The organism is Pseudomonas sp. IT-P260, assembly GCF_949768395.1.
Lineage (GTDB): Bacteria > Pseudomonadota > Gammaproteobacteria > Pseudomonadales > Pseudomonadaceae > Aquipseudomonas > Aquipseudomonas parakoreensis.
This window is the reverse complement of the sequence record NZ_CATKPO010000044.1, coordinates 121,695-135,420: the sequence shown is the minus strand read 5'-3', so window position 1 is coordinate 135,420 and position 13,726 is coordinate 121,695. Positions and strand designations below refer to the sequence as shown.

Annotated in this window: 13 protein-coding genes; 11 read left to right on the top strand and 2 right to left on the bottom strand. The window is 61.8% G+C overall.

The features are described from left to right. The first annotated feature begins 221 nt into the window (after positions 1–221). Complete coding sequence (locus ACM6HV_RS26635; protein WP_414905695.1) at positions 222–1,766, top strand: class I SAM-dependent methyltransferase; 1,545 nt, start codon at positions 222–224, stop codon at positions 1,764–1,766. A 202-nt stretch (positions 1,767–1,968) separates the two neighbouring features. Then, on the top strand, positions 1,969–4,098 hold the full coding sequence (locus tag ACM6HV_RS26630) for a TonB-dependent receptor family protein (RefSeq protein WP_414905694.1): 2,130 nt from the start codon (positions 1,969–1,971) through the stop codon (positions 4,096–4,098). A gap of 37 nt (positions 4,099–4,135) precedes the next feature. Here the strand turns inward: ACM6HV_RS26630 and ACM6HV_RS26625 are convergent, their stop codons facing one another. Next, positions 4,136–4,504 carry a lysozyme inhibitor LprI family protein gene (locus ACM6HV_RS26625; RefSeq protein ID WP_414905693.1) on the bottom strand — a complete coding sequence of 123 codons (369 nt, stop codon included), beginning with the start codon at positions 4,502–4,504 and terminating at the stop codon, positions 4,136–4,138. Positions 4,505–4,545: 41 nt separating this feature from the next. On the opposite strand from ACM6HV_RS26625, the gene ACM6HV_RS26620 reads away from it, so the two are divergent. From ACM6HV_RS26620 to argE, 9 genes are all read left to right on the top strand, one after another. Beyond that, a complete protein-coding gene (locus ACM6HV_RS26620) occupies positions 4,546–4,776 on the top strand; it encodes a hypothetical protein (protein WP_414905692.1) in 231 nt (76 codons plus the stop codon). 660 nt (positions 4,777–5,436) lie between these two features. Continuing rightward, positions 5,437–5,622 (top strand): DUF1843 domain-containing protein, encoded by a 186-nt coding sequence (locus ACM6HV_RS26615; RefSeq protein WP_414905691.1) that lies wholly within the window; start codon positions 5,437–5,439, stop codon positions 5,620–5,622. 34 nt (positions 5,623–5,656) lie between these two features. Beyond that, positions 5,657–6,274: a DUF1842 domain-containing protein gene (locus ACM6HV_RS26610; RefSeq protein ID WP_145596886.1), complete on the top strand. Its 618-nt coding sequence runs from the start codon at positions 5,657–5,659 to the stop codon at positions 6,272–6,274. 42 nt (positions 6,275–6,316) lie between these two features. Next, positions 6,317–6,895: a DUF1842 domain-containing protein gene (locus tag ACM6HV_RS26605; protein ID WP_145596884.1), complete on the top strand. Its 579-nt coding sequence runs from the start codon at positions 6,317–6,319 to the stop codon at positions 6,893–6,895. A gap of 102 nt (positions 6,896–6,997) precedes the next feature. Beyond that, positions 6,998–8,461, top strand: coding sequence for a GDL motif peptide-associated radical SAM/SPASM maturase (locus ACM6HV_RS26600; protein WP_414905690.1), 1,464 nt, complete (start codon positions 6,998–7,000; stop codon positions 8,459–8,461). A 256-nt stretch (positions 8,462–8,717) separates the two neighbouring features. Further along, the gene (locus tag ACM6HV_RS26595; protein ID WP_041062773.1) at positions 8,718–10,037 is read left to right on the top strand and encodes a flavin-containing monooxygenase; all 1,320 of its coding nucleotides are present in this window, start codon (positions 8,718–8,720) and stop codon (positions 10,035–10,037) included. Between the two features lie 57 nt (positions 10,038–10,094). Beyond that, positions 10,095–10,511: a RidA family protein gene (locus ACM6HV_RS26590; protein WP_414905689.1), complete on the top strand. Its 417-nt coding sequence runs from the start codon at positions 10,095–10,097 to the stop codon at positions 10,509–10,511. 118 nt (positions 10,512–10,629) lie between these two features. Then, entirely contained in the window at positions 10,630–11,307 is a 678-nt protein-coding gene (locus ACM6HV_RS26585; RefSeq protein WP_047294908.1) for a DUF1028 domain-containing protein, read from the top strand. Further along, positions 11,304–12,455, top strand: coding sequence for an acetylornithine deacetylase (argE, locus tag ACM6HV_RS26580; RefSeq protein ID WP_414905688.1), 1,152 nt, complete (start codon positions 11,304–11,306; stop codon positions 12,453–12,455). The genes ACM6HV_RS26585 and argE overlap by 4 nt, the downstream gene beginning before the upstream one ends. Positions 12,456–12,474: 19 nt before the next feature. Here argE and ACM6HV_RS26575 read toward each other — a convergent pair whose 3' ends face one another. Next, a complete protein-coding gene (locus ACM6HV_RS26575; RefSeq protein ID WP_414905687.1) occupies positions 12,475–13,386 on the bottom strand; it encodes a LysR family transcriptional regulator in 912 nt (303 codons plus the stop codon). Positions 13,387–13,726 lie beyond the last annotated feature (340 nt).

The following is a 13,726-nucleotide window of genomic DNA, read 5'->3' as shown; positions in this document are numbered from 1 at the left end:
ATCGCAGCCTGCGGCAGTTCCTACAGGACATGGTGCTCGAATTAACCCGCGCGCTGACCCGAAAGACTGCATGACCGATTTGCGGCCCACAGCAGCGATGGCAGACAGACGTCTAAACGCCTCGGCAATCGTAAGACTCACCTACATGTTTTTCCGCTTGTGGTGCACATTACCAAACCCTTATAAGAGCGGCTCTCACTCGCGAATTGAAGGATGCACCCATGAGCAATGCCTGGAACGAAGGGTATTTCACCGACGAGGGCTACACCTACTCGTATAGCCGGGAAATCAATCCGGTGTTCCAGCGTTTTTGCCTGTTGTTGCGCGGGTTTGCCACGCTGGAGAGTGCCGCTGGCTACCACTGCGAACTGGGCTTCGGCCAGGGTGTGTCGATCAACATCCATGCTGCCGCCAACCCGGGAAACTACGTCGGCACCGATTTCATGCCATCCCAGGCCGCGCATGCCATTGCATTGGCGAGCGACTGGAACAGCCAGGCCCGCCTGTATGACGACAGTTTCGAGCAACTGCTGGCCCGGGATGACCTGCCGGCCTTCGACAGTATCAGCCTGCATGGCATCTGGACCTGGGTCAGCCGCGACAATCAGCAACTGATCGTCGAATTCGCCCGCCGTCACCTCAAACCCGGCGGCCTGTTGTATGTCAGCTACAACTGTTTCCCGGGCTGGTCGCCTTCGGCGCCCTTGCGCAATCTGTTCAGTCTGCACAACCGCTTTGCCAGCCATGCCTCCACCAGCCCGGCCAAACGTATCGATGCCGCGATGCAATTTTCCGAAGCGCTGCTGGCGGCCAATCCGAAGTACGCCAGAACGGCGCCGGCTCTCGGTGCCCAGTTGCAGAGCATCAAGGGCCAGAATCGTCAGTACGTGGCCCATGAGTACTTCAATCGCGACTGGAACTGCATGTATTTCACTGACGTGGTCGACGCCATGGCGGCGGCCAAACTCGACTACGCCGCGACCGCCGTACCGTTGGATAGCGTTGCTGCGCTGAATCTGAGTACAGAAGGCATGGACTTTCTGCAGGGGATCGAGCATCCGGTCATGCGCGAACAGGCGCGCGACTACTTCATCAATCAGAACTTCCGCCGGGATCTGTACGTGCGCGGTGCCAATCGGCTGTCTGCCGCCGAACAGCGCGATGCCCTGCTGAGAAGCCGTTTTGTCCTGTTGCAAGCCATTGAAAACATTCCCGACACGGTCACGGGTCCGGCCGGTGCGGCTTCGCTGCAAGCGGAGATTTACAGCCCGGTGCTCGCAGCGCTCGCAGCCAATGCCTATGCAGCGAAAACCCTGCAGCAGTTGTCGATGGCTGTGGGCTCCGTGTCTTACGACGACCTGGTACAGGCTGTCACCGTGCTGATCGGCATGGGCGTCGCCGCGCCATGCCAGAGCGAGGCCGCTGAAAGACAGGTGCAGGAACGTTGCGACACCCTGAACCTGCAACTGTGCAAGCGGGCACTGTTCAACAGCGATATTCAGGTGCTGGCCAGCCCGGTCACCGGCGGTGGTGTGGCAGTCAGCCGCGTCCAGCAGTTGTTCCTGATTTCACTCAAACAAGGCATGACTGACCCGCAAGACTGGGCGCAACTGGCGTGGGCCGTCATCGGCGATCAGGGCGAAGTGCTGCTCAGGGGTGACCAGCCGCTGCTCACCGCGGAAGAAAACCTTGCCGAGATGACTGAGCAGGCCCGGGCATTTGCCCAGACACCGCTGGACATTCTCATGGCGTTGAAGATTGCCTGATCCCTCCACACGCCGGACGACTGGCCACGATCACCAGCGGCCGGTCGTCTGCGTTTGCGGCCATGAATGCCGCCTCCGGACTTAACCTCCAGCACTTCCATCCCAGATTCCCTGGCAAAAAAGCAAAATTGCCATGTGTTTCCATCGTTCCTTCTGGCGTCGCACTGTTCATTGCCCGTCCCTGTCTGTCTGGAGTTTCTCGATGCCGTCGCCCAAATCCCTGCCCTCTGCCCTGCTGGGCCTGGCCCTCGCCTGCCCGGTCATGGCCGAGGAACCCAAAGGCATGGAGTTGGGACAAGTGCTGATTTCCGCTGACGAGCAAAGTGGCACCGATGCCTCCGTGGCGGAGGCCGAAGCGCGTCTGGCGCAAGTGCCCGGCGGCAGCAATGTGGTCGACATGCGTCAGCCGTTGCAGGGCCGGGTGGCGAGCAATCAGGACGTCCTGGCGTATCAGCCCGGGGTCTACGCGCAGTCGGCGGGCAACGAAGGGGTGAAGATTTCGATCCGGGGTTCGGGGATCAACCGCGCACCCGGCGCGCATGCCTCGGGGTTGTACACGATGCTCGATGGCCTGCCGCTGACCGGCCCCGGCGGCACGCCCTACGAATTGCTCGAACCGCTGTGGCTCGACCATGTCGAGGTGCTGCGCGGTGCCAACGGCTTCGATCGCGGCGCACTGGCGCTGGGTGGCGCCATCGATTACGTCAGCCACACCGGCTACGACGCGCCGAAATTGCAGGTGCGCTATGCCACCGGCAGCCATGGTTACCAGCAGCGTCAGGTGAGTTCCGGGCAGGTGCTGGGCGACTTCGACTACTACATGTCGCTGACCGACGCGAACGCTGACGGCTATCAGGATCACACCGCCAGCGAGAGCCAAGGCGTGATTGCCAACTTCGGCTATCGCTTCAGCCCGAACCTGGAGACCCGCTTCTATTTCCGTTACCGCGAGACCGACAACGACCTCGCCGGCCGTGTGACCAAGCATTCGATCGAACACACGCCACGGGCGGCCAACCCGGCTTACGTGGCGCGCGACGACAGCCGCAAACAACCAGGCAGCACCTTCATCGGCAACAAGACCACCTATTACATCGACGATGATTCGAGCATCCAGACCGGCCTGGTCTATCACAACTATCCGATGGATCTGCGCGAAGGCCCGAACCATCTGAAAGTCGCCTACACCGACGTCAGCGGCACCTTCGACTACAAGCGTCGTGACACTTTGTTCGGCATGGAAAGCCGCAGCACCGTGGGCCTGCGCACCACCAAACACCTGCCCAACGACGGCGCCAGTGAATTCGTGCGCATCCCGTCCGGCAACACTGCCACGTATGCGCAGGGCACCCGCATGCGCAACTTCACCTATCAGGGTTCGGACACCGTTCTGCACGTCGGCAACGATCTGGAAATCGCCGACGACCTGTGGCTGACCACCGGCCTCGCCGCCCTCTACACCCGCCGCGAAAGCGCCGTCACCTACCCGCAAAGCGGCGGCAAGACCAGCATGAGCGACTGGGACTATGCGCCGCGTCTGGGCCTGCGCTATCAGGTCACGCCGGACCTGCAGTTGTTCGGCAACCTCAGCCGTTCGGTCGAAGCACCGCACCCGTGGTCGCTGATCTACAGCTCGAACATCCGCTTCCCGGCCGGCAACGGTGCGGCGACCGGCACCCAGAGCGATCCGATCAAACTGCAGAACCAGACCGCGACGACCCTCGAACTCGGCGGTCGCGGCGACAGCACGCTCGGCCAGTGGAGCCTGGCGTGGTACTACGCGCAGGTGCGCCACGAATTGCTGTCGGTGCTGCCAGACGCCAACGCCGTCACCCCGTACGAACTCAACGCCAGCCCCACCGTGCATCAGGGTGTCGAAGCCAGCTTGCAAAGCACGCTGTGGTCAGCCGCCGACGGACGTAAATTGAGCCTGCGTCAGGCCTACACCTTCAGCGACTTCCACTACCGCGACGATCAGCGTTTTGGCGACAACCGCCTGCCGGGTTTGCCGATGCATTACTACCAGGGCGAACTGCGCCACGACTGGCCACAAGGCTTCTTCGCGGCGGTCAACACGCAACTGGTGTCCAAGGTCGCGGTGGATTACGCCAACAGCTACTACGCCGATCCGTACGCACTGTTCGGCGCCACCGTCGGCTACAACGCGCCGAAAAACGACTGGCAAACCTGGCTCGACTTGCGCAACCTGACCAACAAGCACTACGCCGCGACAGTCACGCCGGGGTATGACGACAAGGGTCTGGATGCGGCGCGGTCTACGCCGGGTGAAGGGCTGGGGGTTTATGTCGGGGTGTCGTGGAGTTTGCTCTGACCGCAGGATCTGACCCGTAGCGGCAATAAACAGCGGATCAAAACGGCCCCTGCGTCATCACCCGCGTCTCGATGATGTTGCGCAGCGCGTCAACCCGCTTCTGGTACAGCTCAGTCAAGCAACCGACCTTCGCGGCACAGGCCTTGCGGCTTTTCAGAAAAGCCTGCTGTTCGCCGATCAGCGCATCGCGCCCGCCCATCGGCAGCAGGCGTTTGTCGAGGCTGAACAGCTCGCCCATGGTCACGTCCAGGTCGTTCAGCGAGCGGTTGGCGCAGACTGCTTTCTCGTCTGCCGCTTTGGCCTTGGCACAGTCGAAACTGGCGGCGTGTGCTGAATTGGCAGCGATCAGCAGCGCACAGCCGAGGGCCGCGGCGGTCACCCGTGAAATTTCTCGAACTCGTGTCATGTCGTCGTATCCAACGTTGTAAGCCAATGGAGGTATGAGAAATGAAAAGCACCGACGACAGCAAGCCTGCAACCCCTCACAACGCACCACCGCTGGATGCGGCGGGCAAACCGGTGGATGTGGTTCGCCGGGATCTGCAGGACAGCGACGACGACACCAAGACTGTGGACGAGGTGCTGACGCCAACCTCGATCCGCACCAAGGAACAGGAAGCCGAGGCACTCAAGCGCAAAACCGATGAGATCGAGCGCAAGGTCGCTGACGGCAATTAATTCGTCGAACACAAGGTAGCGCTGCGCGAATATGCTCGTTGGATGGATTGCTTATTGCCAATGATTCCATGCGTTGCGCGCGCCTCTCTTCCCTCCCGATAACTGTGTCCGTTCAAAGCCTTGAAGGTCTGGAGCGGATACATTCTGCTGACCGTCAAACTCCCGCTCACGACCGTTCGGCGCTTTCGCTGGCAGGGCCGCGAAATCGCATCTAGGGTTGCGTGGCTGGCGATGTGCCAGCGACCCGCGAGCGGCGGTCACGCGCTCGCCCGTAGTAGCACTGGAAAAGAAATCAGGGATGGTTTTTGTGCTTGCGGTTGTTCTGCGCGCCACCGGGCGCGCCACTGATCCCTGCGTTTCGTTGTGTTCTCTCAAGGATAGAAAGATGAACAACGTACCGGTCATTTCCCCTTGCCAGCCCCTGAGGCAGGCCACTTGTGAAACACCCGACGTCCCGCCTGGCGGTTTCGGCTGAGGACGCGCGCGGCCTCGGCGCATGGCGCCTGCGCCGTGCCCCCGGACATCACCCTTGAACAGATCCCGACGGATCAGGTTGCTCGCCTGCCGGTGCTCCACAAGGCAGAGGCTGCCTGTCTGTCAGGTAAGGCGCCCCTTCTCGTCAGGGGGCGGTTTTGCAGCACCGATGAGGAAACCCTCGCTATGTCCCGTTCAACGGCCAACATCCCGCCTTACGGCGTCGCCATTCAAAGTGCGATCAAGCAAGGCGATGTGCAGCACATGAAGTCGTTGTTGCAGCAACGCGACACCAGCAAGCCTGAAGCGCAAGACCTGAAAGACGCGTACGAAAAACTGGCCAGGGAAGTTTCCAGGCACGAAAAGTCCTGAAGCCATCAATCACATTGCAATGGAGGCAATCAACATGTCCGGATCCACTGAAAATGTCGGCCTGTTCCCGGTGAGCTATCGCATCGGTACCGGCGCTCCCGGTGCGCAGTCGCTGGCGCTGCACCTGCTGGTCTCGACACCCGATACGAAAGTCAACGGCACCGCCGCGATCACCCAGGCGACCAATCCGCCACTCGACGTGCATTCCGACGTCTGGGGCGAGTACACCTACCTCACCGTGATGTCGCCCGGCGTCAGCAAGATTCTCGTGACGGCCCAGGGCAATCACGGCGGCCCAGGCGCCAACTCCATCGTTAATTTCAAAGTAAGACTGGTGGTCGGTACCGACTGGCGTGAAGGCGTTGCCAATTACAGTTACTTCGATGGTCAACGCTGGCATGAGGTCAACAACGCCCCGGCGCATTTGGTGGAGTCGATACCTTCACCGTTCAATCCCGGCCCGGTGATCAACCCGCACCCACCGATCCTGCCGCTGTATGCCGCGCCGATTCAGAGCGCCATTGCCAGCGGTGACCTGGCGCAGATGAAGAACCTCGCCCGACTCGCCGAACAGCAACTGGAGCAACTGCCGAAATTGCGCGACGCACTGGACACCGCGAAGAAAGAGGTCAGCCGGCTGCAGAGCCGCTGAGTCAGGCCACTTGATTCACCATTCACTTCAGGGAGTAGCACCATGTCGATTGGACTTTTTCACACTCGTCTCTACATCAGCAACTCACTGCTTGGCGCACCGGTTCTGACCCTTGATCTGCTGGTCGACACCGCGCATAAACGGGTCAGCGGGATTGCCAGCGTGTTCCAGGCCACCTGGCCGACGGTCAATTTCCGGACTCAGGTCTGGGGCAGTTTTTCCGAAACCAAACTGACTGCAAACGTCGAGAACCACATCATCCTGACCCTTGACGGCGGTCCGAGCGGCCCGCTCAGCCAGATCGCCGAGACCTTCCACCTCAGAGGCATTCTGGGCGGCGACTGGGCCAGTGGTTTTGTCGATTATCGCTATGAAGAAAAGGGCCAGTGGCAGGAGGTAAAGCACGTTGCGGTGCATCCGGCACCTAGCGAGCAAACCCACCCCACGCCGCATCCGCAACCCCTGTACGCCGTGGCCGTGCAGCAGGCGCAGGCCGGCGGCGATCTGGCGCAGCTCAAATCCGTGGTGCAACAGGCCGAGCAACAAGTGGCGCATGAGGGCGCCTTGCGCAGTGCGCTTGAGCATCTGAAAGCGGAAATCACGCGTCTGGAAACACGCTAACCGACCGGCCCCGGGCGCGATTGCACAGGATCGCGCCCGGGGCTTGTTCAACGGCGGTCAATGCCTTCGTAGCGCGCACAGGATGGTGCGCAAGGATTTCCCATGTCAGACGTGCGCCCTGCCCGTTACCTCAGCGACACCGATCTCAAACGCTACGTGCCGGTGCACGTGGTCTGGGAGATCACCCTGGCCTGCGACTTGAAATGCCTGCATTGCGGCTCCCGCGCAGGGCATCGCCGGCCTGACGAACTCAACACCCGCGAATGCCTGGACGTCATCGACTCGCTGGCCGCGCTGGGCACTCGCGAAATCACCCTGATCGGCGGCGAAGCCTATTTGCGCAAGGACTGGACACAACTGATCAAGGCCATTCACGACCACGGCATGTACTGCGCAATCCAGACCGGCGGGCGCAACCTGACCCCGGCGAAGATGCAGGCGGCGGTGGATGCCGGGCTCGACGGCGTGGGCATTTCCCTCGATGGACTTGCGCCGTTGCATGATGCGGTGCGCAACGTTCCCGGCTCGTTCGACAAGGCCGTGGACACCCTGCGCCGGGCCAAAGCCGCGGGGCTGGCGGTGAGCGTCAACACCCAGATCGGCGCCGCGACCCTGCCCGACTTGCCAGCGCTGATGGACACCATCATCGAACTCGGCGCCACCCACTGGCAGATCCAGATCACCGTCGCCATGGGCAACGCGGTGGATCATCCGGAGTTGCTGCTGCAACCCTATCAATTGCTCGAAGTGATGCCGCTGCTTGCGCGGCTGTATCGCGAAGGTGTCGACCGTGGCTTGCTGATGAATGTCGGCAACAACATCGGCTATTACGGCCCGTATGAACACCTGTGGCGCGGCTTCGGCGACGAGCGCGTGCACTGGACCGGTTGCGCCGCCGGCCAGACCGTTCTGGCGCTGGAGGCCGACGGCACGGTCAAAGGCTGCCCGTCCCTGGCCACCGTGGGTTTCTCCGGCGGCAATGTGCGCAATATGAGCCTGCACGACATCTGGCATTACAGCGAAGGCATGCATTTTGGCCGCCTGCGCTCGGTGGATGACATGTGGGGTTACTGCCGTGGCTGTTATTACAACGACGTCTGTCGCGGCGGTTGCACCTGGACTTCGCACTCGCTGCTCGGCAAACCCGGCAACAACCCCTATTGCCATTACCGTACGCTGGAGTTGCACAAGCGCGGGCTGCGCGAGCGCATCGTCAAGGTCGAGGACGCGGCGCAGAAATCATTTGCGGTCGGCCGCTTCGACCTGATCACCGAACGCATCGACATCGGCGAAAAAGTCAGCAGCGTCAGCGACAGCGGTCAGGTAATCAAACTGGCGTGGATCAATCAGGGCCAGCAATCGCCGGAACAAGGCCGGATCGCTCCGCAACTGAGCCTGTGCCGCAGCTGCTTGCAGTACATCTATCCGCACGAGGTGATCTGTCCGCACTGCGCCGCCGATGTCGCCGCCGCCGAAGCCGAGCACCAGGCCAATCGCGCGCGGCAGCAGGCGATCATGAATACGCTGACCGGGCTGCTGGGTATCGCGCCCAGTCGCCTGAGCTGATTGCATGGGGTCGGCGTCAGTCCTGAAATAGAAATTTCTCTTCTCTGTCCCGGGTTTTCCTGCCTGGGACAGTTCTCCCCCTGCCCGCAAAGGCCCGTTTTTACTGGGTTTCGCCGTTCTGCTTCAGCAATTTGTATTCACATCCCAGCTTAATAATATTTTACCGATACCCCCCTCCTGCCTAGTCTGACCGCAAGCAAAACGGACAAGCCTGAAGCGATCCGAATCCACTTGCCTTGCCAGGAAGGATGTACAAATGAGCACTGAAACAATAAAAACAGACACGCTTGTCGTGGGCGCCGGACAGGCGGGTGTGGCGATGAGCGAGCACCTGAGCAAACTCGGTGTACCGCACCTGGTGCTGGAGCGCAGCCGCATTGCCGAACGCTGGCGCAGCGGGCGCTGGGACTCGTTGGTGGCCAACGGTCCGGCGTGGCACGACCGCTTTCCGGGGCTGGAGTTCGATGACGTCGATCCCGATGGTTTCGCCCCCAAGGAGCGTGTGGCGGACTACTTCGAAGCCTACGCGAAGAAATTCAATGCGCCGATCCGCACCGGCGTCGAGGTCAAAAGCGTGGTGCGCAATGTCGGTCGTCCGGGCTTCACCGTCGAGACCTCCGAGGGCGTGATCGAGGCCAGCCGGGTGGTCGCGGCGACCGGTCCTTTCCAGCGCCCGGTGATCCCGCCGATTGCACCGCACGACCCGCGTCTGTTGCAGATCCACTCCGCCGACTATCGCAATCCGCAGCAACTGCCTGACGGCGCGGTGCTGGTGGTGGGTGCCGGTTCGTCCGGCGTGCAGATCGCTGATGAACTGCAGCGTTCCGGCAAGCAGGTTTACCTGTCGGTCGGCGCTCACGACCGTCCGCCGCGTGCCTATCGCAACCGTGATTTCTGCTGGTGGCTGGGGGTGCTCGGCGAGTGGGATCAGGCGGCGATGAAACCCGGCCGTGAGCACGTGACCATTGCGGTCAGCGGCGCGCATGGCGGACGCACCATCGATTTCCGGGGACTGGCCCATCGCGGCATGACCCTGGTCGGCGTGACCGAGTCGTTCAATAACGGCGTGGTGACCTTCAAGCAGGACCTGGTCGACAACCTCAAACGTGGCGATGACAACTACCTCGCCTTGCTGGATGCCGCCGATGCCTACATCGAGCGCAATGGCCTCGACCTGCCGCAAGAACCTGAAGCGCGAGAGACCTATCCAGATCCGGAGTGCGTGAAAAATCCGCTGCTCGATCTGAATCTGGCCGAAGCCGGGATCACCTCGATCATCTGGGCCACCGGCTTCGCCGTGGATTATTCCTGGCTGCAAGTCGCGGCATTTGATGACAAGGGCAAACCGCAGCACCAGCGCGGCGTGTCCAGCGAGCCGGGGGTGTATTTCCTCGGATTGCCATGGCAGTCGCGACGCGGTTCGTCGTTTATCTGGGGCGTCTGGCATGACGCCAAACACGTGGCCGACCACATCGCCACCCAGCGCAAATACCTTGATTATAAAGATGCCGAGCAGCGTGAAGCCGCCCTGCATTCGACCGCCAACACGAAAGCCGCCGACACCGTCGACGCTTGATTGCCTACTTTCGCGGCGGTGCTTCTGCGCCGCTGAATACCTAGTCTGGAGCTGTACATGAGCAAGCCAACTCACACCCGCATCCGTATGTTCAACACCAAGGACACTTACCCAAACCAGACCCTGGACAACGACCTGTGCCAGGCCGTGCGCGCCGGCAACACCGTTTATGTGCGGGGTCAGGTCGGCACTGACTTCGATGGCAATCTGGTGGGCCTCGGTGATCCGCGCGCGCAGGCCGAACAGGCGATGCGCAACGTCAAACAGTTGCTGGAGGAAGCCGGCAGCGACATGAGCCACATCGTCAAGACCACCACCTACCTGATCGACCCGCGCTACCGCGAGCCGGTGTACCAGGAAGTCGGCAAGTGGCTCAAAGGCGTGTTCCCGATTTCCACCGGGCTGGTGGTGTCGGCACTCGGGCAGCCGCAGTGGCTGATGGAAATTGATGTGGTGGCGGTGGTTCCCGAGTAAGTCGGCAGACCGAGTCGCGGCCTTCGCGAGCAGGCTCGCTCCCACCTTGAAATGCAATCCCCTGTGGGAGCGAGCCTGCTCGCGAAGAGGCCGGCCCAGACACACAAGGAGTTAGACCATGACCTTTTCAATCGCAGCCCGTTGCCCCGAAACCGGCCAGTTCGGTGTCGCCATCAGTTCCTCCAGCATCGCCGTCGGTGCGCGTTGCCCGTGGCTGCTGCCGGGGGTTGGCGCGGTGTCGAGCCAGAACATCACCCTGCCGTCCCTCGGCCCGGAAGTCCTCGCACTGATGGAACAAGGTCACGCGCCCGATGCGGCGCTGGACCAGGTGCTGACCCGCAACGGCTATAGCCAGTACCGGCAGATCACCGCGATCAACCACCTCGGCCAGACCGCGCATTTCAGCGGCGCGCAGACCCTCGGCGTGCACAACGCCGTGTCCGGCGAACAATGCGTGGCCGCCGGCAACATGCTCGCCGGGCGCGCGGTGATCGAAGCAATGGTCAGCGCCTTTGAAGACGGCGAAGGCCAATTGGCCGACCGCTTGCTCAAGGCCCTGCACGCCGCCCAGGCCCTCGGTGGCGAAGCCGGGCCAGTGCATTCGGCGGCTGTGATGGTGGTCGGCGAACAGACCTGGCCGATCGTCAATCTGCGGGTCGACTGGGCCGACGAGAATCCGATCGGCGAGTTGCAAAGACTCTGGGACGCCTATCAGCCGCAGCTGCAGGACTACATCGATCGCGCGCTCGACCCGGCCAAGGCACCGGGCTATGGCGTTGCCGGAGATGATCGATGAGCAACAGCGTCGCGTTGCTCAAGACGCTGGTGGGGTTCGACACCACCAGCCGCGAATCCAACCTGCAGTTGATCGAGTTCGTGCGTGATTACCTCGCAGGCTTCGACGTACCGTGCGAGCTGATCTACAACGCCGAGCGCAGCAAGGCCAATCTGTTCGCGACGATTGGCCCGGCCGGGCAACCGGGCATTGTGCTCTCGGGGCACACCGATGTGGTGCCGGTCGACGGCCAGCCGTGGACCGTAGCGCCGTTCGAACTCAGCGAGCACGACGGCAAGCTGTTCGGGCGCGGCACCGCAGACATGAAAGGCTACATCGCCTGCGTGCTGGCCTTGGTGCCGGCGCTGGTGCAAGCAACATTGCGCATGCCGGTGCACATTGCCCTGTCTTACGACGAAGAAGTCGGCTGCCTCGGCGTGCGCTCGTTGCTCGCCGAGCTGGAACAACGTCCAGTCAAACCTTTGCTGTGCATCATCGGTGAACCCACCGAACTGAAACCGGTACTCGGCCATAAAGGCAAACTGGCGATGCGCTGCGACGTGCATGGTCATCCGTGCCATTCGGCCTACGCGCCGCTGGGGGTCAACGCCATCGAGTATGCCGCCGAGCTGATCGGCGAACTGGGGCGCATCGGCCAACAACTGAAGGCGCCCGAGCAGCACGACAGCCGTTTCGATCCGCCCTACAGCACGGTGCAGACCGGAGTGATCAGCGGCGGCAAGGCCTTGAACATCGTCCCCGCCGATTGCCGCTTCGACTTCGAAATCCGCGCCCTGCCCTCGCAGGATCCGAGCCTGGTCGCGCAGCAGTTGCAGACCTACGCCGAGCAGCACGTGCTGCCGCGCATGCGGGCGGTCAGCGAGCACAGCGCGATTCGTTTTAGTGAGCTGTCGGCTTATCCCGGCCTGGCCACCGATGCGCAGAGTCAGGCGGCGGAATTGATCGCGGCGTTCTGCGGTTCACGGGAATTCGGCACCGTGGCGTTCGGCACCGAGGGCGGGCTGTTCGATGCGGCGGGCATTCCCACCGTGGTCTGTGGTCCCGGCAGCATGGATCAGGGGCACAAACCGGACGAGTTTGTCAGTCGCGCGCAACTCGATGCCTGTGATGCGATGCTGCAACGGATGCTGGCTTTTATCCGCGCTTGAAACACGGCTCGACGTACGTTCAGGCGTACAGTCGAGCCAATTCCTCCCGACAGTGATCGACGAACAACTGCACCGGTTTGGTCAGTTGCACCCGGCGCAGCCAGGCCGCCGACAGGCCCGAGCCGGTCACGGTTTCCGCCAGCGGCACACACACCACTTTCTGTCCGTCGTAGGTGTACTCGCCGAACGGCCGGGTCACCAGAATCGAAAAGCCGAAACCGCGCCCGACCATGCCGCGCACCATCTCGATCGACGGTGAGCTGAAAACGATGTGCGGGGCCAGTCCGCGCTCTTCGAAGATGCTCACGAAGTAGGTACGGCTCGGCACCACGTCGAGCAGGATCATCGGTTCCAGCACCAGATCGTGCAGCGAGACTTTCGCCTGTTGCGCAAAGCGGTGGTCGGCCGGCAGCAAGGCATAGGGCTGCTGCGGCGGCATCAGCGAGGTGGTGTCGATGGTGCTGTCGAGGTCGTGCTCGAACAGCATCGCGACATCGATGCTGCCGGCGGTCAGTGCCTGCACCAGTTCCTGCTGTTCGCCGTCGCGAATACGGATTTCCACCCCCGGCCAGCGCTGCTTGAACCCGGCGATCAGGCGCGGCAGGTACAACGGCGCGACGGTTTCGAAACAGCCGATATCGATCTGCCCGGAGACCACGTCGTTGTCCGCCAGCGCGTTCTGCTCGAACTCATGCGCCACCCGCAGCAACTCCAGCGCCTTGCGATAAAACCGTGAGCCACTGGGCGTCAGCGACACGCCTTGGGCGTGATGGCGGATGAACAGCTGCACACCGAAGCTTTCTTCCAGATGCTTGATCGCGGTCGATACCGACGGCTGGGCGATATAGAGCTTGCGCGAGGCTTCGGCCACGCTGCCGCAATCGGCGGTGGTGACGAAGTATTTGAGCTGGCGCAGGTTGTAGGCGGCCATGGAAAACCTCTGCAAGTGAGACAACGCTTTTGTGTTGAGGAGATTTATCTGTGGTCAGGGCATTTGTCTGTAGTCAGGGGGTTCTGTGGTGAGGGGATTTATCCCCGATGGGGCGCGAAGCGGCCCCTGTTTCTAAAGTCAAAAGAGGGGCCGCTTCGCAGCCCATCGGGGATAAATCCCCTCACCACAAAACGGTGTAAATCCAGAAAAGAGCGAAGCCTGAACATACCGGAGCTACGCATTACACGCGGCATATATTTTTTAAGGTCTGAAGCAACAAACTTACTAATTTATCTATCCCGGGCCTTTGCACATGATCGCTTCAACAAGAAATGCGCCG

What these genes read in the sequence shown, in the direction of transcription:
- ACM6HV_RS26635 (WP_414905695.1), top strand. Translation starts at nt 222, where the DNA reads ATGAGCAATGCCTGGAACGAAGGGTATTTCACCGACGAGGGCTACACC.
- ACM6HV_RS26630 (WP_414905694.1), top strand. Translation starts at nt 1,969, where the DNA reads ATGCCGTCGCCCAAATCCCTGCCCTCTGCCCTGCTGGGCCTGGCCCTC.
- ACM6HV_RS26625 (WP_414905693.1), bottom strand. Translation starts at nt 4,504, where the DNA reads ATGACACGAGTTCGAGAAATTTCACGGGTGACCGCCGCGGCCCTCGGC.
- ACM6HV_RS26620 (WP_414905692.1), top strand. Translation starts at nt 4,546, where the DNA reads ATGAAAAGCACCGACGACAGCAAGCCTGCAACCCCTCACAACGCACCA.
- ACM6HV_RS26615 (WP_414905691.1), top strand. Translation starts at nt 5,437, where the DNA reads ATGTCCCGTTCAACGGCCAACATCCCGCCTTACGGCGTCGCCATTCAA.
- ACM6HV_RS26610 (WP_145596886.1), top strand. Translation starts at nt 5,657, where the DNA reads ATGTCCGGATCCACTGAAAATGTCGGCCTGTTCCCGGTGAGCTATCGC.
- ACM6HV_RS26605 (WP_145596884.1), top strand. Translation starts at nt 6,317, where the DNA reads ATGTCGATTGGACTTTTTCACACTCGTCTCTACATCAGCAACTCACTG.
- ACM6HV_RS26600 (WP_414905690.1), top strand. Translation starts at nt 6,998, where the DNA reads ATGTCAGACGTGCGCCCTGCCCGTTACCTCAGCGACACCGATCTCAAA.
- ACM6HV_RS26595 (WP_041062773.1), top strand. Translation starts at nt 8,718, where the DNA reads ATGAGCACTGAAACAATAAAAACAGACACGCTTGTCGTGGGCGCCGGA.
- ACM6HV_RS26590 (WP_414905689.1), top strand. Translation starts at nt 10,095, where the DNA reads ATGAGCAAGCCAACTCACACCCGCATCCGTATGTTCAACACCAAGGAC.
- ACM6HV_RS26585 (WP_047294908.1), top strand. Translation starts at nt 10,630, where the DNA reads ATGACCTTTTCAATCGCAGCCCGTTGCCCCGAAACCGGCCAGTTCGGT.
- argE (WP_414905688.1), top strand. Translation starts at nt 11,304, where the DNA reads ATGAGCAACAGCGTCGCGTTGCTCAAGACGCTGGTGGGGTTCGACACC.
- ACM6HV_RS26575 (WP_414905687.1), bottom strand. Translation starts at nt 13,386, where the DNA reads ATGGCCGCCTACAACCTGCGCCAGCTCAAATACTTCGTCACCACCGCC.